The sequence below is a fragment of the Sinorhizobium sp. FG01 genome (assembly GCF_002531875.1).
Classification (GTDB): domain Bacteria; phylum Pseudomonadota; class Alphaproteobacteria; order Rhizobiales; family Rhizobiaceae; genus Sinorhizobium; species Sinorhizobium fredii_C.
On record NZ_NWTB01000004.1, the window covers coordinates 122,862 to 147,897 of the forward strand.

At 63.8% G+C, this 25,036-nt stretch carries 30 protein-coding genes; 19 read left to right on the forward strand and 11 right to left on the reverse strand.

Annotated features, from left to right (window positions below; translation table 11 throughout):
- The first annotated feature begins 24 nt into the window (after nt 1-24).
- The 9 genes from CO656_RS06035 (at nt 25) to CO656_RS06075 (ending at nt 10,042) form a co-directional block, all read left to right on the forward strand.
- Nucleotides 25-978 (forward strand): sugar-binding transcriptional regulator, encoded by a 954-nt coding sequence (locus CO656_RS06035; RefSeq protein WP_097525158.1) that lies wholly within the window; start codon nt 25-27, stop codon nt 976-978.
- A 209-nt stretch (nt 979-1,187) separates the two neighbouring features.
- Nucleotides 1,188-2,498 (forward strand): sugar ABC transporter substrate-binding protein, encoded by a 1,311-nt coding sequence (locus CO656_RS06040; RefSeq protein ID WP_037414644.1) that lies wholly within the window; start codon nt 1,188-1,190, stop codon nt 2,496-2,498.
- A 191-nt stretch (nt 2,499-2,689) separates the two neighbouring features.
- Entirely contained in the window at nt 2,690-3,562 is an 873-nt protein-coding gene (locus CO656_RS06045) for a sugar ABC transporter permease (protein WP_037414697.1), read from the forward strand.
- Nucleotides 3,563-3,566: 4 nt separating this feature from the next.
- Nucleotides 3,567-4,397, forward strand: coding sequence for a carbohydrate ABC transporter permease (locus CO656_RS06050; RefSeq protein WP_037414645.1), 831 nt, complete (start codon nt 3,567-3,569; stop codon nt 4,395-4,397).
- An 11-nt stretch (nt 4,398-4,408) separates the two neighbouring features.
- Nucleotides 4,409-5,410, forward strand: a complete 1,002-nt coding sequence (locus CO656_RS06055; RefSeq protein WP_037414647.1) for an ABC transporter ATP-binding protein — start codon at nt 4,409-4,411, stop codon at nt 5,408-5,410.
- Nucleotides 5,407-6,180: an L-iditol 2-dehydrogenase gene (locus CO656_RS06060; RefSeq protein WP_097525159.1), complete on the forward strand. Its 774-nt coding sequence runs from the start codon at nt 5,407-5,409 to the stop codon at nt 6,178-6,180. Before CO656_RS06055 ends, CO656_RS06060 begins: the two co-directional genes overlap by 4 nt.
- 39 nt (nt 6,181-6,219) lie before the next feature.
- Nucleotides 6,220-7,704 (forward strand): mannitol dehydrogenase family protein, encoded by a 1,485-nt coding sequence (locus CO656_RS06065; RefSeq protein ID WP_097525160.1) that lies wholly within the window; start codon nt 6,220-6,222, stop codon nt 7,702-7,704.
- 4 nt (nt 7,705-7,708) lie between these two features.
- A complete protein-coding gene (locus CO656_RS06070) occupies nt 7,709-8,377 on the forward strand; it encodes an HAD family hydrolase (protein ID WP_097525161.1) in 669 nt (222 codons plus the stop codon).
- A gap of 81 nt (nt 8,378-8,458) precedes the next feature.
- Nucleotides 8,459-10,042: an FGGY-family carbohydrate kinase gene (locus tag CO656_RS06075; protein WP_097525162.1), complete on the forward strand. Its 1,584-nt coding sequence runs from the start codon at nt 8,459-8,461 to the stop codon at nt 10,040-10,042.
- Between the two features lie 291 nt (nt 10,043-10,333).
- Here the strand turns inward: CO656_RS06075 and rsiB1 are convergent, their stop codons facing one another.
- Nucleotides 10,334-11,128 (reverse strand): PhyR-type response regulator RsiB1, encoded by a 795-nt coding sequence (gene rsiB1 / locus CO656_RS06080; RefSeq protein ID WP_097525390.1) that lies wholly within the window; start codon nt 11,126-11,128, stop codon nt 10,334-10,336.
- Nucleotides 11,129-11,304: 176 nt separating this feature from the next.
- Between rsiB1 and rsiA1 the strand changes: the two genes are divergently transcribed.
- The 3 genes from rsiA1 to CO656_RS06095 all read left to right on the forward strand — a co-directional run bounded on the left by rsiA1 (nt 11,305) and on the right by CO656_RS06095 (nt 13,670).
- A complete protein-coding gene (rsiA1, locus tag CO656_RS06085) occupies nt 11,305-11,463 on the forward strand; it encodes a NepR family anti-sigma factor (RefSeq protein ID WP_234819725.1) in 159 nt (52 codons plus the stop codon).
- 8 nt (nt 11,464-11,471) lie between these two features.
- Nucleotides 11,472-12,023 (forward strand): RNA polymerase sigma factor, encoded by a 552-nt coding sequence (locus CO656_RS06090; RefSeq protein WP_037387615.1) that lies wholly within the window; start codon nt 11,472-11,474, stop codon nt 12,021-12,023.
- Between the two features lie 147 nt (nt 12,024-12,170).
- Nucleotides 12,171-13,670 carry an HWE histidine kinase domain-containing protein gene (locus tag CO656_RS06095; protein ID WP_097525163.1) on the forward strand — a complete coding sequence of 500 codons (1,500 nt, stop codon included), beginning with the start codon at nt 12,171-12,173 and terminating at the stop codon, nt 13,668-13,670.
- A gap of 24 nt (nt 13,671-13,694) precedes the next feature.
- On the opposite strand, the gene CO656_RS06100 is transcribed toward CO656_RS06095, so the two are convergent.
- The 7 genes from CO656_RS06100 to CO656_RS06130 form a co-directional block, all read right to left on the reverse strand.
- A complete protein-coding gene (locus CO656_RS06100; protein ID WP_097525164.1) occupies nt 13,695-14,126 on the reverse strand; it encodes a hypothetical protein in 432 nt (143 codons plus the stop codon).
- A 44-nt stretch (nt 14,127-14,170) separates the two neighbouring features.
- Nucleotides 14,171-14,533 carry a DUF883 family protein gene (locus CO656_RS06105; RefSeq protein ID WP_097525165.1) on the reverse strand — a complete coding sequence of 121 codons (363 nt, stop codon included), beginning with the start codon at nt 14,531-14,533 and terminating at the stop codon, nt 14,171-14,173.
- Between the two features lie 142 nt (nt 14,534-14,675).
- Entirely contained in the window at nt 14,676-15,464 is a 789-nt protein-coding gene (locus CO656_RS06110) for a heme ABC transporter ATP-binding protein (RefSeq protein WP_097525166.1), read from the reverse strand.
- A gap of 6 nt (nt 15,465-15,470) precedes the next feature.
- Nucleotides 15,471-16,592, reverse strand: a complete 1,122-nt coding sequence (locus CO656_RS06115; protein ID WP_037414677.1) for an iron ABC transporter permease — start codon at nt 16,590-16,592, stop codon at nt 15,471-15,473.
- On the reverse strand, nt 16,579-17,526 hold the full coding sequence (locus CO656_RS06120; protein ID WP_097525167.1) for a hemin ABC transporter substrate-binding protein: 948 nt from the start codon (nt 17,524-17,526) through the stop codon (nt 16,579-16,581). The genes CO656_RS06115 and CO656_RS06120 overlap by 14 nt, the downstream gene beginning before the upstream one ends.
- Nucleotides 17,527-17,537: 11 nt before the next feature.
- A complete protein-coding gene (locus tag CO656_RS06125; RefSeq protein ID WP_097525168.1) occupies nt 17,538-18,596 on the reverse strand; it encodes a ChuX/HutX family heme-like substrate-binding protein in 1,059 nt (352 codons plus the stop codon).
- Between the two features lie 10 nt (nt 18,597-18,606).
- Complete coding sequence (locus CO656_RS06130) at nt 18,607-18,789, reverse strand: hemin uptake protein HemP (RefSeq protein ID WP_083853880.1); 183 nt, start codon at nt 18,787-18,789, stop codon at nt 18,607-18,609.
- Between the two features lie 197 nt (nt 18,790-18,986).
- On the opposite strand from CO656_RS06130, the gene CO656_RS06135 reads away from it, so the two are divergent.
- The 5 genes from CO656_RS06135 to CO656_RS06155 all read left to right on the forward strand — a co-directional run bounded on the left by CO656_RS06135 (nt 18,987) and on the right by CO656_RS06155 (nt 21,641).
- On the forward strand, nt 18,987-19,424 hold the full coding sequence (locus CO656_RS06135; RefSeq protein ID WP_037387947.1) for a hypothetical protein: 438 nt from the start codon (nt 18,987-18,989) through the stop codon (nt 19,422-19,424).
- Between the two features lie 39 nt (nt 19,425-19,463).
- Entirely contained in the window at nt 19,464-20,384 is a 921-nt protein-coding gene (locus CO656_RS06140; RefSeq protein WP_097525169.1) for an energy transducer TonB, read from the forward strand.
- 194 nt (nt 20,385-20,578) lie between these two features.
- Nucleotides 20,579-20,989, forward strand: a complete 411-nt coding sequence (locus tag CO656_RS06145) for a DUF2325 domain-containing protein (protein WP_097525170.1) — start codon at nt 20,579-20,581, stop codon at nt 20,987-20,989.
- A gap of 60 nt (nt 20,990-21,049) precedes the next feature.
- Nucleotides 21,050-21,322, forward strand: coding sequence for a hypothetical protein (locus CO656_RS06150; protein WP_097525391.1), 273 nt, complete (start codon nt 21,050-21,052; stop codon nt 21,320-21,322).
- Between the two features lie 4 nt (nt 21,323-21,326).
- Nucleotides 21,327-21,641: an antibiotic biosynthesis monooxygenase gene (locus CO656_RS06155; RefSeq protein WP_097525171.1), complete on the forward strand. Its 315-nt coding sequence runs from the start codon at nt 21,327-21,329 to the stop codon at nt 21,639-21,641.
- 6 nt (nt 21,642-21,647) lie between these two features.
- On the opposite strand, the gene CO656_RS06160 is transcribed toward CO656_RS06155, so the two are convergent.
- Both CO656_RS06160 and CO656_RS06165 read right to left on the reverse strand, forming a co-directional pair.
- Complete coding sequence (locus tag CO656_RS06160) at nt 21,648-22,016, reverse strand: DUF423 domain-containing protein (protein ID WP_097525172.1); 369 nt, start codon at nt 22,014-22,016, stop codon at nt 21,648-21,650.
- Between the two features lie 7 nt (nt 22,017-22,023).
- On the reverse strand, nt 22,024-22,416 hold the full coding sequence (locus CO656_RS06165; RefSeq protein ID WP_037414702.1) for a globin: 393 nt from the start codon (nt 22,414-22,416) through the stop codon (nt 22,024-22,026).
- A 129-nt stretch (nt 22,417-22,545) separates the two neighbouring features.
- Between CO656_RS06165 and CO656_RS06170 the strand changes: the two genes are divergently transcribed.
- Nucleotides 22,546-23,100, forward strand: coding sequence for a TetR/AcrR family transcriptional regulator (locus CO656_RS06170; RefSeq protein ID WP_097525173.1), 555 nt, complete (start codon nt 22,546-22,548; stop codon nt 23,098-23,100).
- Between the two features lie 51 nt (nt 23,101-23,151).
- Nucleotides 23,152-23,493 carry an SMR family transporter gene (locus CO656_RS06175; RefSeq protein ID WP_037414688.1) on the forward strand — a complete coding sequence of 114 codons (342 nt, stop codon included), beginning with the start codon at nt 23,152-23,154 and terminating at the stop codon, nt 23,491-23,493.
- Nucleotides 23,494-23,527: 34 nt separating this feature from the next.
- On the opposite strand, the gene CO656_RS06180 is transcribed toward CO656_RS06175, so the two are convergent.
- A complete protein-coding gene (locus CO656_RS06180; RefSeq protein ID WP_179864726.1) occupies nt 23,528-24,751 on the reverse strand; it encodes an alpha/beta hydrolase in 1,224 nt (407 codons plus the stop codon).
- Nucleotides 24,752-25,036 lie beyond the last annotated feature (285 nt).

A 25,036-nucleotide genomic window follows, 5' to 3' on the forward strand; every position in this document is an offset into this window, starting at 1 on the left:
TCGGGGGAAGGAGACTCGCTGGCGATGGCGCGCAGGGCGGAGAGCAACAACAGGCTGGACGATGCGGCCCGGGCGGGCTGGCTCTACTACGTGGCCGGCCGGACGCAGGACGAGATCGCGTCGATCATGGGGATTTCGCGCCAGTCGGCGCAGCGCCTCGTGTCGCTCGCCATGGCCGAACGGCTGATCAAGGTGCGGCTCGATCATCCGATCGCCGCCTGCCTCGAAGCAGCGGCGCGGCTCAAGGAGAAATACGAGTTGCGGCATGTCGATGTCGTGCCGAGCGATCCCGGATCCAATTCGACGACCGTAGGGATCGCTGAAGCCGGGGCGGCAGAAATCGAGCGCTGGCTGAAATCAACCGAGCCGGTCGTGCTTGCGATCGGCACCGGCCGGACGCTGAAGGCGACGATCGACCAGTTGCCGTCGATGGAATGTCCGCAGCACCGCATCGTCTCCCTCACCGGCAATATCCGCCTCGACGGTTCGGCCGCCTATTACAACGTCATCTTCAGCATGGCCGACACCATCAATGCGCGGCATTTCCCGATGCCCTTGCCGGTGCTCGTCTCGTCGGCCGAGGAGCGCGAAGTGCTGCACAAGCAGAGCCTCGTCAGAATGGCTCTGGAGCTTGGCGCCGAGGCCGATGCCGCCTTTGTCGGGGTCGGCGAGCTCGGGCCGGATGCCCCGCTTTGTGCGGATGGGTTTCTGGCGCGCGACGAGATGGAGCGGCTGACGGCGGCGGGTGCCGCCGGCGAGATCTGCGGCTGGATGTTCGATCATCACGGTGAATTGCTCACCGGCAGCATCAACGAGCGCGTGGCCTCCGTGCCGCTGCCGCCGCGCGAGCGGGCCGCGGTGATCGGCATCGCCAAGGGCAAGCGAAAATACGGAGCCCTGGGAGCGGCTCTCAAGGGACGGATCATCAACGGCCTCATCACCGACGAGACAACTGCCGAGTACCTGCTAGGCGATTGAGTCTACTTCCGGGGAGCAGTCCGGCAGCGGCGTTTTACCGAATGGGCTGCGTCCTCCCGGCCCATCACCACAAAAAAATCCTCAACAAAAATGAACTCTTAGCGCGTTGGCTATTTGGCGGCGGCGAATGCGCATTGACTTTTTTTGCCAATGGGTGAGTAATTGCCCACGAGCAAAGCAAATGCTCAATTTCTTCTGGGAGGAAGTCGATGAATTTGAGAACTTTCCTGCTGGGCACGTGCTCGGCAGTCGCTTTGGCAGGCCTGGCCCAAGCAGAGACCCTGACCATCGCGACCGTGAACAACGGCGATATGATCCGGATGCAGAAGCTGACGGACGCGTTCACGTCGAAAAACCCGGACATTCAGCTCGAGTGGGTGACGCTCGAGGAAAACGTGCTGCGCCAGCGCGTCACGACCGACATCGCCACCAAGGGTGGCCAGTACGACATCATGACGATCGGCACCTACGAAGTGCCGATCTGGGCCAAGCAGGGCTGGCTCCTGCCGCTCGACAACCTCGGTGCCGACTACGACGTCGACGACCTCTTGCCGGCGATCCGCAGCGGTCTGACCATCGACGGCAAGCTCTATGCCGCGCCGTTCTACGGCGAGAGCTCGATGGTCATGTACCGCAAGGACCTGTTCGAGAAGGCCGGCCTCACCATGCCTGAGGCGCCGACCTGGGAGTTCATCGCGGACGCGGCGCGCAAGATCACCGACAAGAACAATGAGATCTACGGCATCTGCCTGCGCGGCAAGGCGGGCTGGGGCGAGAACATGGCCTTCCTTACGGCGACGGCCAACGCCTTCGGGGCGCGCTGGTTCGACGAGAACTGGAAGCCGCAGTTCGACCAGCCGGAGTGGAAGAACGCGCTCGATTTCTACGTCAAGCTGATGAACGATGCCGGCCCGCCCGGCGCCTCCTCCAACGGCTTCAACGAAAACCTGTCGCTGTTCCAGACCGGTAAATGCGGCATGTGGATCGACGCCACGGTGGCGGCCTCCTTCGTGACCAACCCGCACGAGTCGACGGTCGCCGACAAGGTCGGCTTTGCGCTCGCCCCGGATACCGGCCTCGGCAAGCGCGGCAACTGGCTCTGGGCCTGGAACCTTGCCGTCCCGGCGGGTTCGCAGAAGGCGGAAGCGGCGCAGAAGTTCATCGCCTGGGCAACCGGCAAGGACTATCTGAAGCTTGTCGCCGAGAAGGAAGGCTGGGCGAACGTGCCTCCCGGCACCCGCACCTCCCTCTACGAGAACCCGGAATACCAGAAGGCGGCGCCGTTTGCGAAAATGACGCTCGACTCGATCAACGCCGCCGACCCGAAGAACCCGGCAGTGAAGCCAGTGCCCTATGTCGGCGTGCAGTTCGTGGCGATCCCGGAATTCCAGGGTCTTGGCACGGCGGTCGGCCAGGTGTTCTCGGCCGCGCTCGCCGGCCAGATGAGCGTCGATCAGGCGCTCGCCAGCGCGCAGCAACTGACCACACGCGAGATGACCAAGGCCGGCTACATCAAGTGAGGCTCCCAAGGGGCCGGGGCGCCGTCCGGAAACGGCCGGCGCCCCGGCCACCTCCAGAGCGGGACGAGGGAGGGGCGAACCCCGCCCTCACCCGCGTCCCGCTCTGTCTTTTTTGCCGATGGGCGTGCGTTCGGCAGGCACGATGCGCCTGCCTCTTCTTGGAACACCGTTGAGACCACATGGGGGACGCCATGGCGACCTTGCATACCCGCTCCGCCGCGCGGCTGATGATCGCACCGTCGGTGCTTCTGCTTCTGGCCTGGATGATCGTGCCGCTGGCGCTGACGATCTACTTCTCGCTCCTGCGCTACAATCTGCTGATGCCGGGAATGGAGGAGTTCGCAGGCCTCACCAATTACACCTATTTTCTGACCGATCCAGCCTTCTTCCAGGCGGTCTTCAACACGCTCGCAATCGTGCTCGGCGTGCTCTTCATCACCGTCGTCGGCGGCATCGCCCTGGCGCTGCTGCTCGACCAGCCGATGTTCGGGCAGGGGATCGTGCGGATCCTGGTGATCGCGCCTTTCCTGATCATGCCGACGGTCGCGGCGCTCGTCTGGAAGAACATGTTCATGAACCCGGTCAACGGGCTCTTCGCCTGGCTTGCCAAGCTCGTCGGCCTGCAGCCGTTCGATTTTCTCGCCAATGCGCCGCTCTTCTCGATCATCCTGATCGTCGCCTGGCAATGGCTGCCCTTCGCGACGCTCATTCTGCTGACGGCGCTGCAGTCGCTCGACGAGGAGCAGAAGGAGGCAGCGCAGATGGACGGCGCCGGCGCTTGGAGCCGGTTCATCTATCTCGTCCTGCCGCATCTTTCGCGCGCGATCACCGTCGTCATCCTGATCCAGACGATCTTCCTGCTTTCGGTCTTCGCCGAAATCCTCGTCACCACCAATGGCGGCCCCGGCACGCAGAGCACCAATCTCACCTTCCTGGTCTATGCCCAGGCGCTGCTGCAGTTCGACGTGGGCGGCGCGTCCGCCGGCGGCATCATCGCGGTCATTCTCGCCAATATCGTCGCATTCTTCCTGATGCGCATGATCGGCAAGACGCTGGAGGCTTGATATCATGGCACGCAATGTCTCGACCCAGCGCAAACTGGTCACCACGGCCCTGGCCTGGACGGTCGGCATCCTGATCTTCTTCCCGATCCTCTGGACCTTCCTGACGAGCTTCAAGACGGAGGCGCAGGCGATCGCCTCGCCGCCCGCCTTCCTGTTCTTCGATTGGACGACCGAGAACTATTTCGAGGTGCAGAGCCGCTCGGACTACTTCAAGCACTTCATGAACTCGGTGGTGGTCTCTTTCGGCTCGACGCTGCTCGGCCTGGTGATCGCCATTCCTTCGGCCTGGGCCATGGCCTTCGCACCGACCAAGCGAACCAAGGACGTCCTGATGTGGATGCTCTCCACCAAGATGATGCCGCCGGTCGGCGTGCTGGTGCCTATGTATCTGATCTTCCGCAACACGGGGCTGCTCGACACCCGCACCGGGCTGGTGATGGTGCTGACGCTCATCAACCTGCCGATCATCATCTGGATGCTCTACACCTATTTCAAGGAAATCCCGGGCGAGATCCTCGAAGCGGCGCGCATGGATGGCGCTTCGCTTGCCAAGGAGATCATCTATGTGCTGACGCCGATGGCGATACCGGGCATTGCCTCGACGCTGCTCCTGAACATCATCCTCGCCTGGAACGAGGCGTTCTGGACCTTGAATCTCAGTGCCGCCAAAGCGGCGCCGCTCACCGCCTTCATCGCCTCCTATTCGAGCCCTGAAGGCCTGTTCTACGCGAAGCTGTCGGCGGCCTCGACGATGGCGATCGCCCCCATCCTCATTCTCGGCTGGTTCTCGCAGAAGCAGCTTGTGCGCGGCCTCACCTTCGGCGCGGTCAAATAAGGGTCAGACTCATGGGAAGCATCACACTCAAGAACGTCTCGAAGGTCTTCGGCGCCCATGCCGTGATCCCGTCGATCGACCTCGACATCAATGACGGCGAGTTCGTCGTCTTCGTCGGCCCTTCGGGCTGCGGCAAGTCGACGCTTCTGCGGCTGATTGCCGGCCTCGAGGATGTCAGCGACGGCGCCATCGTCATCGACGGCAAGAACGCCACCGAATTGCCGCCGGCCAAGCGCGGCCTGTCGATGGTGTTCCAGTCCTACGCGCTCTATCCGCATATGAGCGTCCGCGCCAACATCGCCTTCCCTTTGAAGATGGCGGGCGAGGACAAGGCGGTGATCGACAAGAAGGTGGCCGACGCCGCCCGCGTTTTGAACCTCACCGACTATCTCGACCGCAAGCCGCGCCAGCTCTCCGGCGGCCAGCGCCAGCGCGTGGCGATCGGCCGGGCGATCGTGCGCCAGCCGGAGGCCTTCCTGTTCGACGAGCCGCTTTCGAACCTCGACGCGGCGCTGCGCGTCAACATGCGGCTCGAGATCAGCCAGCTGCACCAGCAACTGAAGACGACGATGATCTACGTGACCCACGACCAGGTGGAGGCCATGACGATGGCCGACAAGATCGTCGTCTTGAACCGCGGCCGCATCGAGCAGGTCGGCTCGCCGCTCGAACTCTACCACCGGCCCGACAATCTTTTTGTCGCCGGCTTCATCGGCTCGCCGAAGATGAATTTCATTTCCGGCGGCCCGGCGGCCAGCCATCAGGCCCATACGATCGGTGTCCGCCCGGAGCACTTGGTGCTGTCGAAGGACCACGGCACATGGCAGGGCACGGTCGGCGTGGCCGAGCATCTCGGCTCCGATACCTTCCTGCATGTGAACGCCGACGGCATCGGCACGATGACGGCGCGCGTCAGCGGCGATTTTGCCGTCACGCATGGCGACCGGGTCTTCCTGACGCCGGACCCGCAGCGCCTGCACAGATTCGATGAAAAAGGGCTGGCAATTCGATGAAACGTCTTGAAGGAAAAAGCGCGCTGATCACCGGATCGGCGCGGGGAATAGGCCGCGCCTTCGCGGAGGCCTATGTGCGCGAAGGCGCCACCGTGGCGATCGCCGATATCAATGTCGAGCGCGCAAGACAGACGGCCTCGGAGATCGGACCGGCGGCCTACGCGGTGGAGATGGATGTCACCCGGCAGGATTCGATCGATGCGGCGATCGCCACGGTCGTCCGCCAGGCCGGCGGTCTCGACATCCTGGTCAACAATGCCGCGCTCTTCGACCTTGCGCCGATCGTCGAGATCACGCGCGCAAGCTATGAGCGGCTTTTCTCGATCAACGTCGCCGGCACGCTCTTCACGCTGCAGGCGGCGGCGAAGCAGATGATCGGGCAGGGGCGGGGCGGCAAGATCATCAATATGGCAAGCCAGGCGGGGCGGCGGGGTGAGGCGCTGGTCGCGGTCTACTGCGCGACCAAGGCGGCGGTCATCAGCCTCACCCAATCCGCCGGCCTCGATCTCATCAAGCACCGCATCAATGTGAACGCCATCGCTCCGGGCGTCGTCGAGGGCGAGCATTGGGATGGTGTCGACGCGCTCTTCGCGAAGTACGAGAACCGGCCTCTCGGCGAGAAGAAGCGTCTGGTGGGCGAGGCCGTTCCCTATGGGCGCATGGGCACAGCCGAGGACTTGACCGGCATGGCAATCTTTCTCGCTTCTTCCGAAAGCGACTACGTGGTGGCGCAGACCTACAACGTCGACGGCGGCCAATGGATGAGCTGAGGCTTCGTCCAAGGACGGGTGCTCGAAAGGAACGATAGAATGACGACCAAACTCTCGCTTGCCGCACTCGACGTCATCAGGGCCAAGGCCGGCGTCCCGAACTATGACCGGCACGATCTGCGCGCCGGGATCGTCCATTTCGGCGTCGGAAACTTCCATCGCGCCCATCAGGCCGTCTACCTCGACGATCTCTTCAATCTCGGGCGCGACCACGATTGGGCGATCATCGGTGCCGGCGTCCTGCCGTCGGACGAGGTCATGCGCGCCAAGCTCGAGGCGCAGGATTTTCTGACCACGGTGGTCGAGCAGGACAACAACCGCACCGGCGCGCATGTGACCGGCGCGATGATCGCCTATCTGAAACCGGGCGATATTCCGGCCATCGTCGCGCAACTGGCCAGTCCGCACATTCGCATCGTTTCGCTGACGATCACCGAGGGCGGCTACTTCATCGACCCGGCCTCGGGCGAGTTCAATCCTGGCCACCCGGCGATCGCCGAGGACGCTCGCAACCCGGCAACGCCGAAGACGGTGTTCGGGCTCATCCTGGCCGGCCTTGCCGAGCGCAGGGCGCGCGGCGTTCCGCCTTTCACCGTCATGTCCTGCGACAATATTCCCGGCAATGGCGAAGTTACCCATGCGGCCGTGTCCGGCCTCGCCCGCCTGTCGGATCCGGCCTTCGCCGACTGGATCGACGCCAATGTCGCCTTCCCGAACGGCATGGTCGACCGGATCACGCCGGCGACGGGCCCGCGCGAGATCGGCATCGTCGCCTCTGACTACGGCATCGACGATGCCTGGCCGGTTTTTTGCGAAGAGTTCAAGCAATGGGTGCTGGAGGACAATTTCCCGCAAGGCCGCCCGGCGCTCGAAGAGGTTGGGGTGCAGTTCGTCCCGGATGTCGCACCCTATGAGCACATGAAGATCCGCATCCTCAACGGCGGCCACGCGGCAATCGCCTATCCGGCGGCGCTGCTCGACATTCATTTCGTCCACGACGCGATGGAGGAGCCGCTGATCCGCGCCTTCCTGGCGAAGCTCGAGCACGAGGAGATCATCCCGGTCATTCCGCCGGTACCGGATACGGACCTGAGGGACTATTGCAAGCTGATCGAAACACGGTTCGCCAATCCGAAGATCGGCGACACGGTCGCCCGACTGGCACAGGACGGCTCGAACCGGCAGCCGAAATTCATCCTGCCGTCGACGGCCGATCGCCTGCGGCGCGGCGAGGACGTGGTGGGCCTGTCTCTTGTCTCCGCACTCTGGTGCCGTTATTTCGCCGGCACGTCCGACAGCGGCAAGGCGATCGTCTTCAACGACGCCAACGCCGATCGTTTGCAGGCGGCAGCGCTTGCGGCGAAGGACGATCCGATGGCCTTCCTCGCGCTTTCCGATATTTTCGGCGATGTCGCCCACTCTGATCTTTTCCGCCGCCGCTTTGCCCATGCCTTGAAAACACTTTGGGAAAAGGGTACGCGCGCCACGCTGCAACTTTATCTGGACGATAAACTCGGAGAATAGCGCGATGGCGGGGCACGCCTCCAGACTGGTCATCTTCGACTGCGACGGCGTGCTTGTGGACAGCGAACCGATCTCGCTCAGCGTGCTGGTGGATTCATTGGCGACCGCCGGCGTTTCGATGTCAACGGAGGAGGCGAGCGAGCGCTTCCTAGGCCGCAGCCTCCAGAGCATGTCGGCAATCCTTCATGACGACTACGGCCTTGCGACCGACCACGCATTTCTCGAAGCGATGCGGACGCGGCTCTATGCGCGTTTCCGCCAGGAGTTGAGGCCGATTCCCGGCATACGTGAGGCCGTCGAGCAGCTGGACGCGGCCTGCTGCGTCGCCTCTTCAAGCCAGCCGGAGCGCATTCGTCTGTCGCTGAGCGTGACCGGCCTTGCCGACCTTTTCGAGCCGCATATCTTCAGCGCCACCATGGTGACGCACGGCAAGCCGGCGCCGGACCTGTTCCTGCATGCGAGTGCTGAAATGGGCTACGCGCCGGCCGATTGCATCGTCGTCGAGGACAGTGCGGCTGGCATCGAGGCGGCCAAGGCGGCGGGCATGCGGGTCTTTGCGTTTGCGGGCGCCAGCCACGCCCGCAGCGAGCGGCATCGGCAGCTGCTCGCCGGTCTCGGGCCGGACCTCCTGTTTGACGACATGGGCGAATTGGTACAGTTTGTCCGTCAATAGGCAGGGCAGGGTGGAGCGGCCCGGCGCGCTCTTCAGGCACACTGAAAATCCATCATCATCTCGGGACGGGGTCATCCATTGATGCGCGAATATGTCGTGGCGGTCGATATAGGAACCGGCAGTGCGCGCGCTGGCATCTTCGACAGGAAGGGTGCGCTTCTTGCGCGTGCCGACCGGGCCATTGCCATGAACCGGCCCGAGGAGAACCATGCCGAGCACGATTCCGAGGATATCTGGGCGGCCGTCTGCGAAGCGGTGCGGGCGGCGCGCGAAAGGGCGGGTATAGGCGCCGAGAGCGTTGCGGCAATCGGCTTCGATGCCACCTGCTCGCTGGTGGTCCGCGACCGTGACGGCGCGCCGCTTTCGGTCAATCGGCGGGGCGAGCCACGCTGGGACACGATCGTCTGGCTCGACCACCGGGCGCTTGCGGAGGCGGATTTCTGTACGGCGACCAGGCATCCGGTGCTCGATCATTCGGGCCGGGTGATGTCGCCGGAAATGGAGATGCCGAAGCTGATGTGGCTGAAGAAAAATCTGCCGCATCAATGGGAGAGGGCAGGCTATTTCTTCGACCTGGCGGACTATATGTCCTGGCGGGCAACGGGAAACACGGCGCGGTCGCGCTGCACGCTCACGGCTAAATGGAACTATCTCGCGCACAAGGAACGCGGCTGGCAGCGGGACTATCTCGAGCGGATCGGTCTCGAAGACCTTCTGACGCGCGGCGGCCTGCCCGAGGAGACGCTGCCGGTGGAGCGCGCCGTGGGGAAACTGACGCCGACCGCGGCCGCCGACCTCGGCCTCGATACCGAATGCCGGGTCGCGCCGGGCTTAATCGACGCCTATGCCGGCGCGCTCGGTGTGCTCGGAGGATTCGCCGGCGATACGGCGAAGCTCGAGCGCCAGCTGGCGCTGATCGCCGGCACGTCTAGCTGCATCGTCGCCTTCTCGAAGGAGATGAAGCCGGGTTACGGCATGTGGGGGCCCTATTTCGAGGCGGTGCTGCCCGGCCTCTGGCTTATCGAGGGCGGCCAATCGGCGACGGGCGCGCTGCTCGACCATGTCGTCCGGCTGCATGGCGGCGGGCTGGAGCCGACGACCGAAACCCACAAGAAGATCATCGAGCGCGTCCAGGAACTGCGCGCCGAGCATGGCCACGGCTTCGCCGACCGGCTGCACGTTCTTCCTGATTTCCACGGCAATCGCTCGCCGCTTGCCGATCCGCATGCGCTCGGCGTGATTAGCGGCTTGGCGCTCGATTGCTCTTTCGACGCGCTTTGCCGCCTCTATTGGCGGACCTGCGTCGCCATCGCGCTCGGCATCCGCCACATTCTCGAGATGATGAAGGAGGCGGGCTACGACCTCGATACGCTGCACGTCACCGGCGGCCACGTGCGCAATCCGCTACTGATGGAGCTTTACTCCGACGCGACCGGCTGCCGGGTGGTCGTGCCCGACGCGCCGGATGCCGTTCTGCTCGGGACGGCCATGGCCGCGGCCGTGGCCGGCAACCTCTATCCCGACCTTGCGCATGCGGGGGATGCCATGGCCTCGGGCGGACAGGAGAAGCGTCCGAATCCGGCCCTGCAGGATTTCTACGACCGCGACTATCGCCGCTTGCTGGCGCTCTATCGCCACCGCGCCGAACTGGAATCGATCGAATAGCTGAATCTTCGCTTATCGCGGAACCTTTTTCTCGCTCGCGGATTATTGCGTATAGCCGAGCGGTGACGCACATCGCCCCCAATGTGACGTCGGAGGCATACCGCCGGTTGCCAACTCACATCCCCCTCAGTGAGTTGCATAACCTCAGCCAGTGCCCTTCCCTCGGCACTGGCTGTTTTGCTTCTGAATTCCGGATTTCCAAATGAGCCCTGCCTCGTGTGACGCCGCCCAGATACGCGGACGCCCTGCCGAAGTTTGCTCCGGCAGGGCGTCTGTTTCAGCGAATTGACCCTAAGCGGCAGCCTTGGTCGATTCATTGAAGAACAGTGCCTGGCTGATCAGCGCCTTGACCATTTCGGGGTTGAAAGGCTTCGTCACAAGAAATGTCGGTTCGGGCCTTTCGCCGGTCAGCAGCCGCTCAGGGAAGGCGGTAATGAAAATCACCGGCACGGCACTGGTCTTGAGGATTTCGTTGACCGCATCGATGCCCGAACTGCCGTCGGCGAGCTGGATATCGGCGAGCACCATTCCCGGTTTGGCCGTCTTGAAGAGAGCGATGGCTTCGTCCTTGGTCCGCGCGATGCCTGTCACCCGATGGCCGAGACTTTCGACCATCTGCTCGATATCTATGGCGATCAGCGGCTCGTCCTCGATGATCATGATGTCGGTCGCCACCTGGCGCGAAATCTCCTGCGAGGCGCGGTCGAGCAGAGAGGTGAGCTTGGCGGTGTCGACGTCGAGAACTTCCGCGGCCTCCTGGGGCGTAAAGCCCTCGACCGATACGAGGAGGAACGCCTGGCGGGCGACCGGCGACACGGCCCCAAGATTGACGGAGGCGCGCTGCTCCCAGGCAAACGGCGAGACGGGTTCCGGGACGAGCACCGACGAGGAGCCGAAGAGCGAGGTGAAGAGGCGAAACAGCGCGACTCTGTCGCTGCTGGCCTCGGGGAAAATGGAAGTGTCGGCGATCAGCGCTTCGAGCACCGCTGCGACATAGGCGTCCCCGGATGTCTGAGATCCGGTCAAAGCGCGCGAATAGCGGCGCAGATAGGGAAGAAATGGCGCGATGCGGGTGGACAATGTCATGCAGGACTCCCTCAATCCGTGTCTTTTGATCTTTGTTCCGCTGCGGAAACGTGCCGAGGAAAAAAAGGTTCCGGAGTGGAACATTTCATTTTTTCGTCGCGTTATGGGGCAGGCGAAGTTTCTAGGGCGGCAGTCATACGATGAGATATAATTCAGGGGCAGGGCGGACGGTGAGCATGCGTCCGAAGTCTGACGATCCGAATGCGCAGATCGCGGCGAAGCTCAAAGCGCTTTATCTTTCGGTACAGGAGGAGGGAATTCCGGCTCGCTTCCTCGACCTTCTGGAAAAACTTGAGGCCGTGGAACAACGATCCATGCTGGATGGCAAGGAGTGAGCGCCGGAATGTCGGAAAATCAAGAGTTCAAGCGTGAGATGCTTGCGGCGCTGCCGAGCCTCCGCGCTTTCGCCATGTCGCTGATCGGCCGCCACGACCGGGCCGACGATCTCGTGCAGGACACCATCATGAAGGCTTGGGCCAAGCAGGACCACTTCGAGATGGGCACCAACATGAAAGCCTGGCTCTTCACCATCCTGCGCAACGAACTCTATAGCCAGATGCGCAAGCGCGGCCGTGAGATCCAGGATAGCGACGGTCATTTCACGGAAACGCTGGCGCACCATCCGGAGCAATACGGATCGCTCGACCTGCAGGATTTCCGCCGCGCCCTCGACCAATTGCCGCCGGACCAGCGCGAGGCGATCATTCTCGTCGGCGCTTCTGGCTTCTCTTACGAAGAGGCCGCGACGATATGCGGTTGCGCGCTCGGCACGATCAAGAGCCGCGTCAACCGTGCACGCCAGCGCCTCCAGGAGATCCTCCAGATCAAGGGCGAGAACGACTATGGGCCGGACGAGACCTCGGCGCCCATTACTTCGCGTGCCTTCGTGTCCTGACAGACCCTCATCGCCCTCGGCACTTCCTTCCTTATTTCTGCTTTGCTATGCGCGTTTACTCGAAGCAAGGATTGCGGCAGCCTCTGGAATTGTCGCATAATTCCCAATCGGTCTTGCCGGCGGGAGCGGGATTGGAGTTCGGGCCGAATGCACGAGAGGGCAGACGCAATGCTTCCCGCAGTGGCTGACACGCTTGGTTCGCGCGAGCGGCTCAGTGTCCTGCATGCGGCCGCACCGGACATGACGGTCGCCGACAGCGACTTCGAACCGCTGGCCAGGCTCGCCGCCAGTCTGTTCGACGCGCCGGTCGCCCTTGTCACGCTCGTCGATCACGAATGGGAATGGTTTAAGGCGGCTGTCGGGACGACGGAAACTCGGGCGCGCACCGAGGAGTCCTTCTGCGCCCATGCGATCGGCGACCGTGGCCCGTTTCTCGTGCTCGACGCGTCGGCCCACCCGGTCTTGCGGCACAATCGAAAGGTCGCGCAAGCACCTTTCTTGCGTTTCTATGCAGGCGCTCCGATCGTTCTCGGAGGGCAGGCGGTGGGCACCGTCTGCGTGCTGGATGGAACACCCCGCGCCGAAATCGCGGCGAAACAGCTCGATGCGTTGCAGGAAATCGCCGACGCGGCTGCGTCGCTCCTCAAGTTGAAGGACGAGGCGCGTCGGCGTGCGCTGAAGGAGGCCGCGCTATCGCGCGAAGAACAGCGGCTCGCCATGGCGCTCGACGCCGCCAATGTCGGCAGCTGGCTCTGGGATATCCGCTCCGGAACCGTGGCGGGCAACGGTGCGATGATGCGCATGTTCGGCCTGCCGCCGGAACGGACCCTGACCGCCAAGGCGGTCTTCGGCGCGATCCATCCGGACGACCGAGGTGCAACCTTCTCGAAGCTCAGGCAGGCGATGGCCGCCAACGAGGAATATGACGGCATGTTCCGGATTCGGGCGAACGGGCGCTGGCTGCTCGGCCGAGGCCGGGTGCACGATCGCGACAGCAGAGGTATGGCGCTGACCTTTCTCGGCATGACCATCGACGTCTCCGAACAGCAGGCGTCCGTGCAGCGGACGAGGCTGCTGCTGAAGGAATTGAACCACCGGGTCAAGAACACGCTGGCAATGCTGCAATCGCTGGCGCGCCAGACCCTTCGTCAGACGAGTGACCCGGCCGAGTTCATGACCGCCTTCGCGGGCCGGCTACAGGCGATCTCCGAGGCGCATGGGCTGCTTTCGGACTACGAATGGGGGACGATCCGCCTTGCGGAGCTGATTTCCAAGCAGCTGAAACCCTATGTCAGCGACTATGCCGAGCAGGTGGAGATCCACAAGGACGAAGTCCTGCTCGGACCGGACCAGGCGGTTGGTCTCGGCCTGGTGCTGCACGAGCTGGCGACCAATGCCGTTAAATACGGGTCGCTCTCCGTACCAAAAGGCAAGATCGTGCTGACGGCGCGCAGCGTCGTCGAGGAAGGCAGTGCCGTGCTGCATTTGACCTGGACGGAAGTCGGCGGACCGCCGGTCCGGGAACCGCGCCGGCGCGGCTTCGGCTCGCTGCTGATCGAGCGGAGCCTCGACAAGATTATCGGCAGTTCCGTAAAGGTCGAGTATCTGCCGGCCGGCGTTACCGCGCTGATCCGCCTGCCGCTCTGAGATAACCGTTGGGCGCGCCGGAAATCAACGGCGGTCGCTGCGCCGCCGCCCTTTGCCGAGCCCCAGCAGGAGTCCTACGGCGATCGCCGTACCGACGCCGATCAGCGGCTGCTTACGCAGGATGCTGGTCGCCGCGGCAAGTGCCAGGTTCGTCTGAAGCAAGGAGCGGCGACGCCGTTCGTCGACGAGACGCCGGTCGCGTGCGTTTCGTACAGCCATGAGCGCGACAATCATCAGGGCGACTGCCAGAAGCGCCACGGCGATCGCCACAGAGGCGATGATTGGCGAATAATACTCGGCGAGAACGAGTGCGATCGCCACGAGGGCGAAAACATAGGCGGTGACGAGAAGCACCGCGACGATCCCCCATAGAGCCGCATTGCGCTTGAAGCGCGAGGCCGCGGCACCGAAATCGACTGCAAGCAAGGCGGTGAGAACGGCGCCTAGGGACTGCATGCCATTGTCTCCCCTTCACAACACGCCGAAAGCGCCGAAGCCCGCTAGCGGCGCAGAAGGGCTGCAGCGATCAGGCCGATTGCCGCTGCGGCGCCGAGCGTGGCGAGCGGATGTTCGCGCACCGCGCGGCGGACCTGTTTTTCCGTGTCCGCATAGCGGCCGCGCAGATCCGACAGCAGCTCCTCACCGCTCTCCAGCAGGTCCTGCAACTCCGATTCGGCTTGCTTGCGGGTGCTGCGCGCTTTAGCTTTGGCTTCTCGCGAGGCCGCCACACCCCGATCGGCGATCAGCGCCATCAGTTGCGCAACGTCTTCCCGAAGATCATGAAGCTGGTCCTCGATCGATGTATCGACCGCACCGCTGTTGCGCTTCCTGCTGCCTGAACCTGAAAAGAGACCCGTGGCCATCCTGTCGCTCCCTTCGCTTCGCTGCGATGCCGGCTGAAGGCCGGCGCATTCTCGGCGGCGCACCGGACGTGGCACGCCGGGGATCAACGCATGAGGGAGGAATTTGTTTCGATAAATCTTGACGTTGCTCTCAGCGCCGAGGTCAAAGCGATGCCGTTTGCGGCAGAACGAAGGGGACATCGCGTGCCGGCGCGATGCCGACCCGCATCCGGCATCCGAAGACCGCTTCCATGGTCTCGTCGGTGAGGACCTCCTTCGGGGCGCCGAGGGCGCGGATGCGGCCGGCCTTCATCATCACCATCTGGTCGGCAAACATTGCGGTCAGGTTGAGGTCGTGCATCACCGCGATGACGCCGCCGCCGCCCTCGCAGAATTGGCGCGCCAGCTGCATAATGGTCAGCTGGTGGCGGATGTCGAGGCTCGAGACCGGCTCGTCGAGCAGGAGGTAACGAGGCTCGCCGTCGCCGACCGGCGCGGCGATCTGGCAAAGCACGCGGGCAAGCTGGACGCGCTGCTGCTCGCCGCCCGAAAGCTCCTCGTAAAGGCGGCCGGAAAAGCCGGCGAGGTCGACGGCTTCCAGCGCCTCATCGACGGTGCGGCCACTGCCGGCGATATCGGCACCGCCGGTTGACAGACCCAGACCAACGATCTCCCGGACCGTGAACGGAAAGGAGATGACCGTCGATTGCGGCAGGACGCCTCTTTTCAGGGCGAGTTCAAAGGGCTTCAGCTGGGCGATGTCATGATTGTTGATGGTCACCTTGCCCTTGGACAGGTGCAGCTCGCCGGAGATCGCCTTCAAGGTCGTCGTCTTGCCGGAGCCGTTCGGACCGACGATCGCCGTCATTCTCCCCGGAACGGCTTCGAACGAGACGCCGTGGAGCACGGGCCGGCCGGCGAGGCGGGCGGAGAGATCGGAGGCGCGGATCATCTTAGGTCAAAGTCCCATGTTCGAGCGCCCGCGGAGCAGAACCCACAGGAAGAACGGCGCCCCGACGAAGGCGGTGATGATGCCGATCGGCAGTTCGGCGGGGGAAACGATGGTGCGGGCCAGCATGTCGGCGAAGATCAGCATGGTGCCGCCGAGCAGAGCCGAAGCTGGCAGAAGGTAGCGGTGATCCGGGCCGATGACGAGCCGCAGCAGATGCGGCACGACGATGCCGACAAAGCCGATACCGCCGCTGACCGCCACAGATGCGCCGGTCGCCGCGGCGACGCTCAAAATGGCGATGTTCTTGAGGCGCTGCACTGGCACGCCCATGTGGAAGGCGGCCGCCTCGCCGAGGGTGATCGCGTTGAGGCCTCTCGCCAGGAAGGGGACGACACAGAGCGACAGGAGGATGATCGGCCCGGCGGTAAGGATTTTCGTCCAATTGGCGCCGGCCAGCGAACCAAGCCCCCAGAAGGTGAGATCGCGGAGCTGCTTGTCGTCGGCGACGAAGACGAGCACGCCCGTTACCGCGCTGGCGAGTGCGCCGAGCGCAATCCCGGCAAGCAGCATCGTCGCCACGGAGGTCTGACCGCTGCGTGTGGCGATGCGATAGAGGAGCATGGTCGTCGCAAGGCCGCCGCAAAAGGCGCCAAGCGGCAGCGCATAGAAGCCGAAGAGCGCAAAGACCGGCCCGAAGGTGGTGCTGCCAAGGACGATAAGCAGGACGGCGCCGAGGCTCGCCCCGGACGACACGCCGACCAGACCGGGGTCGGCCAGTGGATTGCGGAACAGTCCCTGCATGACGACGCCGGAAACGGCGAGCGCGGCGCCGACCAGCATGCCGAGCACGGCGCGCGGCAGGCGGATATCGAGGATGATGATGCGATCGCGCATGCTCAGGGCCTGGTCGCCGGACGCGCCACCGGCGAGCCATCGCAGGACATTGCCAAGCGAAGCGTCGGCGGCTCCCGTCATGATCGAGGTCGCGAAGGTCGCGGCGGCAAGCGCTGCGAGGGCGGCAATAAGTGTGCGCGCCAGACCGGAACGGTCGCCCTTCCGCCACGCATGCACGATCCTTGCAGCCAAGGCAGGCCCCCGCGCGCCGTCCATCGCCTCACTGCGAGGCATTGGTCTTCTTTCCATAGATTGCGGTGTTCAGTTCCCGGATCGCGCTTGCGGTGCGCGGGCCGAAACCGAGCAGATGCAAGCCATCCATGCGGACCAGTGCCTTGCTTTTCGCCGCCGGCGTCAGGCTGAGGGCGGGAAGGGCGAAGAGTTGGTCGGCACTCATCCCATGGGCGCCGCCCCGATCCATCATCAGAATGACGTCCGGCTTCGCCTCGACGATCGCCTCGTCGGTCAGTGGCTTGTAGCCGGGGAACTTCCCGGCGGCATTGACGGCGCCGGCAAGCTCGATGATGCCGCTTGCGGCCGTGCCGGTGCCCGATGCCATGATCTTGCCGTCCTGGGTGCTGAGGATGAAGAGAACCCGCTTGCGCTCGCTTTCCGGGCGTGCGGCGCTGTCGGCGAGTGCGGCGTCCAGATCCTGCTCGACGGATTTCACGAGCGCTTCGGCCTTGTCAGGCACGCCGAGAAAGGCGCCGACGGCGCGTATCTTGGCAAGAATGCCCGCCTCGTCATAGGTCTCGCCAATCGTCGTGAAGGGAATGTTCGCCTGCTTCAGCACGGAAAGCGCCTCGGGCGGGCCACTGCCTTCGATGGCGACGATCGCCGCCGGGTTGACGGCGATTATGCCTTCCGGCGCCAGCTGCCGCATGTAGCCGACATTGGGGAGCTTCGCCGCCGCCTCTGGATAGGTGCTGGTCGAGTCGCGGCCGACGAGCCGGTTTTCCTCGCCCAGCGCATAGATGATCTCGGTGACCGCTCCGCCGATCGAAACGATCCGGGACGTGTCCGGCTTCTCGACCGTCTCGGCCATTGCGGGGCTCACAAGGGACGAGGAGACGGGGGCGAGCGCCGGCAGCAGGAAGGGTGTCGAGAGCGCAAAGGCGGCGAGCGCCAATTCCCAGCGGCGAAGGCGGCGGAAGTCGAAGCGGTGCATGCCTTGTCTCCTCAGGCTGCGACGATGCTGTCGAGGCGCGGCAGGTTCTCGACCAGGCTGCGCCATTCCGGTCTTTCGCCAAAGCCTTCCTTCCGCTTGCCGAAGAACTGAATGACCATTTCGGCCTTGGCATCGAGGGCTTCGAGCGAGGTTACATGGCCGTCCGACGTCGGCTTGCGCACCGCCCAAAGCTCGGCGATGTGATCCGCGCGCAGATGCAGGTGGAAGGCCGGATCCATGACGTTGAGCCACGGGCCCATGGAGGCGATATTCTTGACCGGGCCGGAGTGGATCTGGATGACGCCGCGATTGCCGACGAAGCACATGATGGGCAGCTCGGTCTCGGCACTGCCCCGCATCATCGTCTCGATGCCCCGCGCGTCGAGCTGCCAGGCCAGATCGTCGCCGACTGCATGCAAGGCTTGGCGCCGGCCGATTTTCAGATTGCGCAACATGCCGTGGAACTGATGGGTGTCGGTCAGCTTCGTCCAGTGCTCACGCAGCGCCTGGGTGTCGACGGTGGCGGACGCGTCGTCGCCCGCCGCGGCGCCGGATTCGGCAACAAATTGCTGCGACTGATCTTCGAGGCGGAAGTCCGCGACGATCCAGTCATAGGCTTCAAGATCAGACGTCGGGCGCAGGTGAACCTTGTGAACCGCATTCCCCCATTTGTCGAAGAACTGCAGGCTGCGGCGGATCTCGCCCTTGGCATCGGTCTTCGTGACGGCGAAGCCGTGCGCCCAGGCGGACGGGAAGACCCGCAGATCGATTTCCGATCCGAGAACCAGGCTCGCAGACGGACCTGTCTTGACGTTCTCGTAGATGCCGATTTTCTCGTGGACAGCGGATTCGTTGCGGGTGAGCGCCATGACCTCGCCCAGCTCCCTGGCGCGGCCCAGGAAACGATTGGCGTCGGCATCGATGCGGCTTGCCGTCAGGCCGCATTCCGCGGCGACGAGGGCGGCTTCGGAAATGCCGAGCTGGGCGGCTATGTCGCGCTCGCGCATCGTCGGGTTCGCCGCGCGGTAGGCGCGAATCTCGGAGGGAGTGGGGCGCGTGCTGTCGATCATCGTTGTCTCGCTATTTATTCAGAATCAGCTTGCCCTGCCGGGTGATCCGCATCCGGTAGATCGCGCCGTCATGGGAAATCAGGATCTCGCTGGCGCCGCGGAAGAGCTCGTGGCTTTCCACAATCGGCTGCGAGCGGGTGGTCGCGCTCGGCGCCGGCGAGGAGAGGGGGGTATCGGTGTCGTTCGGTGTCACAGTTTCGGCCAGTTCACGAGGGTGGAAGCGGGTCGATGTCCCCTGTTCGCTCGTGCATTTCCAATTAGTATCTTGACTGCATTACTCATATTTCATTAAGGACGCAATACCGGAGACTTGCAGTCAAGTTTAGTTTATCGCCTCCGTCGCTGGCTCAAGGCGGGCGGCTCGGATGCGGAGCATGGGTGGTGTTAATGATGGTCTGTCTTTCCCGTTTCGCTTCCTCGACCGCAGCGATGATCCTGTCGATCGCCGGGACGGCCGTGGCACAGGAGCCAACGGCCGTCGGCGGGCTGACGGTCGAGCTCAACGAGGTCGCGCCTTCCGAGAAGGGGTGCAAGCTGACCTTCGTCGCCGGCAACGGCCTGCAGCAATCGCTTTCCAAGGTCTCGTTCGAGTTCGTCCTCTTCGATCAGAAGGGCCTGGTCGAACGCATGGCCGTTCTCGATTTTCGCGACCTGCCTGCCGGCAAGACGAAGGTCCGTCAGTTCGACCTGCCGGGGACGAAATGCGAGGCGGTGAAGAGCCTGCTGATCAACGATGCACCGGCCTGTGTCGGTGAGGGCATCGACAAGGGCGCCTGCATGACGGGGCTCCAGACCGGCTCGAAGTCGGCAGTCGAACTCAAGGGCTGATTGCCCGATCACTGAGGTGCCGTTGGAAGGCAGACTTGGATGAAGCACATCGTGAAATGGACGGGCGCGGTCGGCCTCTCTCTGTTGGCGCATGCCGGCGGAGCGATGCTGCTGGAGCCTAGCAAAGACGATTTCCAGATGGCCGGCGGGGCGGCGACCGAAGTTACGCTGCTCGGCAACGCCTTCGAGGAGACGCTGCAAGCCGGCGACCTCTCGGACGTCGTAGAACCCGCCGAAGACACGCCCGAGGAGGTGCAGCCGAGCGAGGTCCAGCCGACGGAGGAGATGGCGGAAGAGATCCCGCCGGCAATGCCAGAGAGCGTCTCCGAGCAGCCGACCGACATTGCGCCGACGGAGGCGGACGTCATCCTGCCGGCAGATCAAATGCCGGTGACCGAGGTCGCCGAGGCGCCGGTCACGGCCACTGTCGCGCCTGTGGAAACCGTGGTTCCGGAACAGAAGCCGGAGCCGGAAAAAATCGAAGAGAAGGTCGAGAAGCCGGAACCGAAGAAGGAGCCGGTGAAGAAGAAAAAAATCTTGCGCAAGAAGGCCGGCGAGCGCGGGGAGCAGGCGAATTCGCAGAGCAAGGGCCAGGCGGACGGCGTGGAGAATGCAAATGCGACCGCGGCCACCGGCGCGAGACAGAGTTCAGTGGCCCGGGAAGCGGGCAATGCCGCAGTCGACAACTACAAGGGGAAGGTCCAGCGCAAGCTGAACAGGGCCATGCGCTATCCGGCCGAAGCCAAGCGCCAAGGGCTGCGCGGCGTCGCGCAGGTGCGCTTTACCGTCACCTCCAGTGGCGGGCTCGCCGGCGTCAGTCTGGCAAGAAGCACGGGGTCGCCGATTCTCGACCAAGCTGCACTTGACACCGTGCGACGCGCCGCACCCTTTCCGGCTATTCCTGCCGCGGCCCGACGTGACAGCTGGCAGTTCACCGTCCCCGTTGAATTCAAACGATAATTCCCCTGGGCACCACGCCGCAGAGGGCTTCGGCAGGCCGAAATTTAATATGATTACGTACTCATGTTTATACTTTACTCAAACAATCAAGTTTTATAAGTTGCCGCCGTCGCACAACCGAGCGGTGTGCCGAACGAATATTTGATGGCGGTCAGCGGAAGGTCCGCACGTCGCCCACAGAACGGAGAAAACGGATGCGCGGCAAGCGGCACCAGAACACAGGCAAGGGCGGCAAGGGAAAGGCGAGGGAGGAAACGCCTGCTGTGCAGCCGAACGGCGGCAAGGCAACGCTGGAGGGGCGGAGCTTCCTCTATGTCGGCGGCCGCGATTGCCAGGTCGCCCATTTGCGGGAGATCGCCAGTTCCTATGGCGCGGAACTCATCCATCACGACGGCGGTTTACGAGAGGCGGTATCGCGCATCGACCGGGTCCTTCCCTCGGTCGACTGCGTCTTCTGCCCCATCGACTGCATCAGCCACGATGCGTGTCTGCGCGTGAAGACCGGCTGCAAGAAGTGGGGCAAGGCCTTCGTGCCGCTGCGCAACGGCTCGAAATCGAGCCTGGAGCGGGCCCTTCAGGACCTGTCCGCCAGCGGCGACAACTGAACCTTTGATGAAAGCGACGGCGCATTTCACAGCCTGATGCGGTCACTCGGAGTATCGATGATGAACGACGAACGTCCCGATCAAATGATGATGATCGGTCTTCACAAGCTAGCCTCGCAGCTCGGCGATGGTCTGGTGCCGGAGCTCTATGAAGTCCTGACGCGCCGCTCGCGCATGCTGGAGGACAACCCCAATGTGGCGGAATTTCCGGCCTGGCAGACCCGCCCTCCGGCCCGTGAACCGTTCGGGCTTGAACCATCGTCGAGCGCCGTTATCCTGCCGTTCCCGCGGAGCGAAGCCGGAGTCCCGGAAAAGAAGGCACGCGAAAGGTAGCCCCATGTTTGTCGCCATGAACCGTTTCCACGTCGCCATCGGTCAGGAAGAGGCATTCGAGGCCGTCTGGAAGGCACGGGATTCAAGCCTTTCGGACATGCCGGGCTTCATCGACTTCCATCTCTTGCGCGGCGAGAGCGTGCCGGAAGAGGGCTACACGCCGTTCATCTCGAAATCGAATTGGGAAAGCAGGGACGCCTTCGTCGCCTGGACGAAATCGGAAAACTTCCGGGCCGCGCACCGCAATGCCGCCGACAATCGGGCCATGTATCTGGGGCCGCCGAAGTTCGAAGGATATACGGTTGTCGAGGGCGCCTGAGCGTCTCTAATCGGCTTTGCGAGGCAGCAGCGCTCCGAGCGCCACTGCGAGCCATCCGGCCATCATCGTCACGCCGCCGAGCGGCGCCGACATTGGAAAAAGACCGTGGCCGGCGAAATGGCGCATGGTGAGGTCGGCGGCAAAGAGGGCTGTGCCGAGCGCGAGCAACAGCGCAGCAATCGCCGCCGTCCGGAAGTGCGACCATCCGGCATGAAGCGCGACCAGTGCCGGCGCATGGGCGAGGCACATGGCGGAGGCGCCGCCGATCAGCCGCGGATCTGTACCGTGCGAGGCGGCTGCAGCGGCGGCGACGCCGAAAACCCCCATCAGCCCGGCGATGAAAAGCACGCTTCCACGCATTCCGCGGTTCGGCATTAGACGTTCATTTCTTGTTCTGCATGTGATGGGCGAGCCGGGTGATCGGCTCGAGGATGATGTCGCGGAGCTGCGGGTGGGGGACGGTCTCCTCGAGAGCGCGGGTGAAGCAGAGTAGCCACTCGTCGCGTTCGGCCGGACCGATTTCGGCGATGAAATGCCGCCGGCGCAGCATCGGATGGCCGCGCTTCTCGACATAGATCGGCGGCCCGCCGAGCCAGCCGGTCAGATACTCGTAAAACTTTTCCTCGCTGCCGGAGAGGTCCGGCGGATGCACGGCGCGGCATCGAGCCGCCTCCGGCAGGCTGTCCATCAGCGCATAGAACCGACGCGTCAGGGCGCGAACCGCGGCATCGCCGCCGATCGCCTCGTAGAGCGTCGTGGTTTTCGTTTCCGTCATGAGCGTATCCTTGTCCGACTTCGTATCGCGGCGCCGCCCCGCGCACAACATCCGCACGTACCTTGCGGCGTTTCATCGCGTTGCCTCCCCTCGGTTGACAAAACCGTCCAGACGGTATCTTTATGGAGCATGACGAGCGCCTATCAGAGAAAGAAGCAGCCGGAGCGGGTTCGCCAGCAATTGCTGGATGTCGCGGCGCGGCTGTCGTTCGAAGAGGGGATCGCCGCCGTGACGCTCGATAAAGTGTCTCAGGTGGCTGGCGTCAGCAAGGGTGGGCTGCTGCACCACTTCCCCAATAAACTCGCCTTGCTGGACGGCCTGTTCGACGAACTGGTGGCTCGTTTCGACCGGGCGATCGAGGCGGCAATGGCCGATGATTCGGTGGACCGGGGACGTTTCACCCGCGCCTATCTCACTGTCTGTTTTGCGTTGGAAGAGGAAGGCAAGGACTGGCAGGTGCTGGCGATCGCTCTGCTGGCGGAGCCGCATCTGAAGGCGCGCTGGCGGGAATGGGTCGAGAGACGGTCGGCCGAGTTCGCCGCGACAGACAGCTCGCAGGATTGTCTTCTTGCCCGCTTCGCCGCTGACGGCGTCTGGCTGGCGGATCTCCTAGAGAGCCACGCCATCGAAGCATCCACGCGGGCGGCGCTGCTCCGGAAGCTCAAGGCGCTTTCGTTGCAGTGAGGCCGCCCGGAACGGGCTGACTTTTTTACACCAATCGATCGGAGACGTGCCGTGAACCCCGCAATGCTCTACACCGTCCTGGTGATCGCCATTGTCTTCGAAGTGCTCGGCACTTCGGCCATGCAGGCGGCGCAACATTTCACGCGGCTGGCGCCGACCGTGCTGATGGTGGTTTGCTATGCCGTCGCCTTCTTCTTCCTGTCCTACACGCTGCGCTATATTCCCGTCGGGATCGCCTATGCGCTGTGGAGCGGCCTCGGCATCGTGTTGATTTCGGCGGTCGGCTACATCACCTTCGGCCAGAAGCTCGACCTGGCGGCGATCCTCGGCCTGGCGCTGATCATCGCCGGCGTGCTGGTGCTCAATCTCTTCTCGAAGTCGACCTTTCACTGACGCCGTTGCCATCGCTTTGGCGGAGCGCTTCGCCCTACGGTGCGACGGTCGAACCAACGGTGTTTTCCACCGATTGGCCGAAGCGTCGCAGTTGCGCGTTGTAATTTTGTCGGGTGCGCGGATCGAAGATCATGATCGGCGTCGAGACGGCGACGCTTGCGGCGCTGCCGACGGTCTGGGCAGTGCCGAGCGCAACGGCGCCAACCCGTTCGCCGAGGCCGACATCGGAATCCGTCACGGTCTGGCCGGCAATCAGCCGGTTGCCGAGCAGCCGCACCACCTCCGGACTTTCGGCGAATTTGCCGTGGTTGAGGCGGTCGCCGCCCTTGAGGGCCGTCAGGTCGAGCACCGTGATGCCCGCCCGCTCTAGCTGGCTGCGATAGGGTTCCACTGAGGGATCGATCTGCCCGAGCCGGTCGATATTACCGGAAATCCGCCGCGAAACGGTCAGTGCCCGGTCGTCGCGGGAGACGAAGAGGGTGAATTTCGGCCGCGATTTGCCCATGGCCTGCATTTGCTTGGTGAAGACATCGACGTCGAGATCGGGCGAGGCGAGAATGACGTCGGTGATCTTGGGGGCGACGCGGCCGTCGCGGATCGCCATCTGCCGGAGCGCCTCGACGGTGAGCCACGACCCCATCGAGTGGGCCATCAGTGTGATCTCGCCGACGGAAGGGTTCTTCGAGGCTCGCTGCAGCAGCTCTTCCAGCGCGTCGCGCGAATAGTTGGTGCTTTCCTTGTCGTAGTTATAGTCGAAGATGCTGGCGCGCGACGGCCACGTGAAGATGACCGGCGCGACATCGGCGCCGGAATCGTGAACGATCTGGGCGTAGCGGTAGACGGCGTCCTCGAAGCGGTTGTTGAAGCCGTGGACGAAGATCAGCACGCGTCGGCTCTTCGGCAGATGGCCGTGAAGCCAGGCCTGCGTCTCCGCCCCGGGCTCCAGCGGTTTGACGCTGACGGTGGAGAAATCGCGGCTCGGATCGGCTGGCAATCTCTTCGGCCATTGGACCTGGCCGACCTTGCGGTTCTCCTCCGGGGGAATCGAGACGACGATTTCGGTCAGCGAGAGCTCCGGGGCGCGTTCGCCGGTGAAGAGGATGCCAGGATCATTCGACTGGGCGCGGGTGGTCGCCACGAGCAGGTCCACCTGCGAGGCCCCGGCGGCGGTGCCGGAGGGAGCAAGCACGCCGACCGGGCGCCCGCCGCAGCCGGCAAGGCAGAGCATCAGCCCCAGGCAAAGCAGGACGCGGTTCATCCGCGCAGCCAGGCTTGCATCAGCGATCGACGGCACCCCGAGCCCCCTCATGAGCACAACTCGCGACCGGTCGTCATGACCGGCGACCATCGGACAGCAATGGCAGATTTTTGCTTGGCGCGACACCCCGCCTGAGATTTTTCTGATCGTCCCGCATGGTCTCCGCTCCATCCTGCCGCGGCGTGCATGCAAGTTTTCGCTACAATGCGCAGGCGGAGAATCCCCCGGATATTCATTGAAATGGCGGATATCTTTCAATAGCATCGCGCCTATCCTGACCGGGGT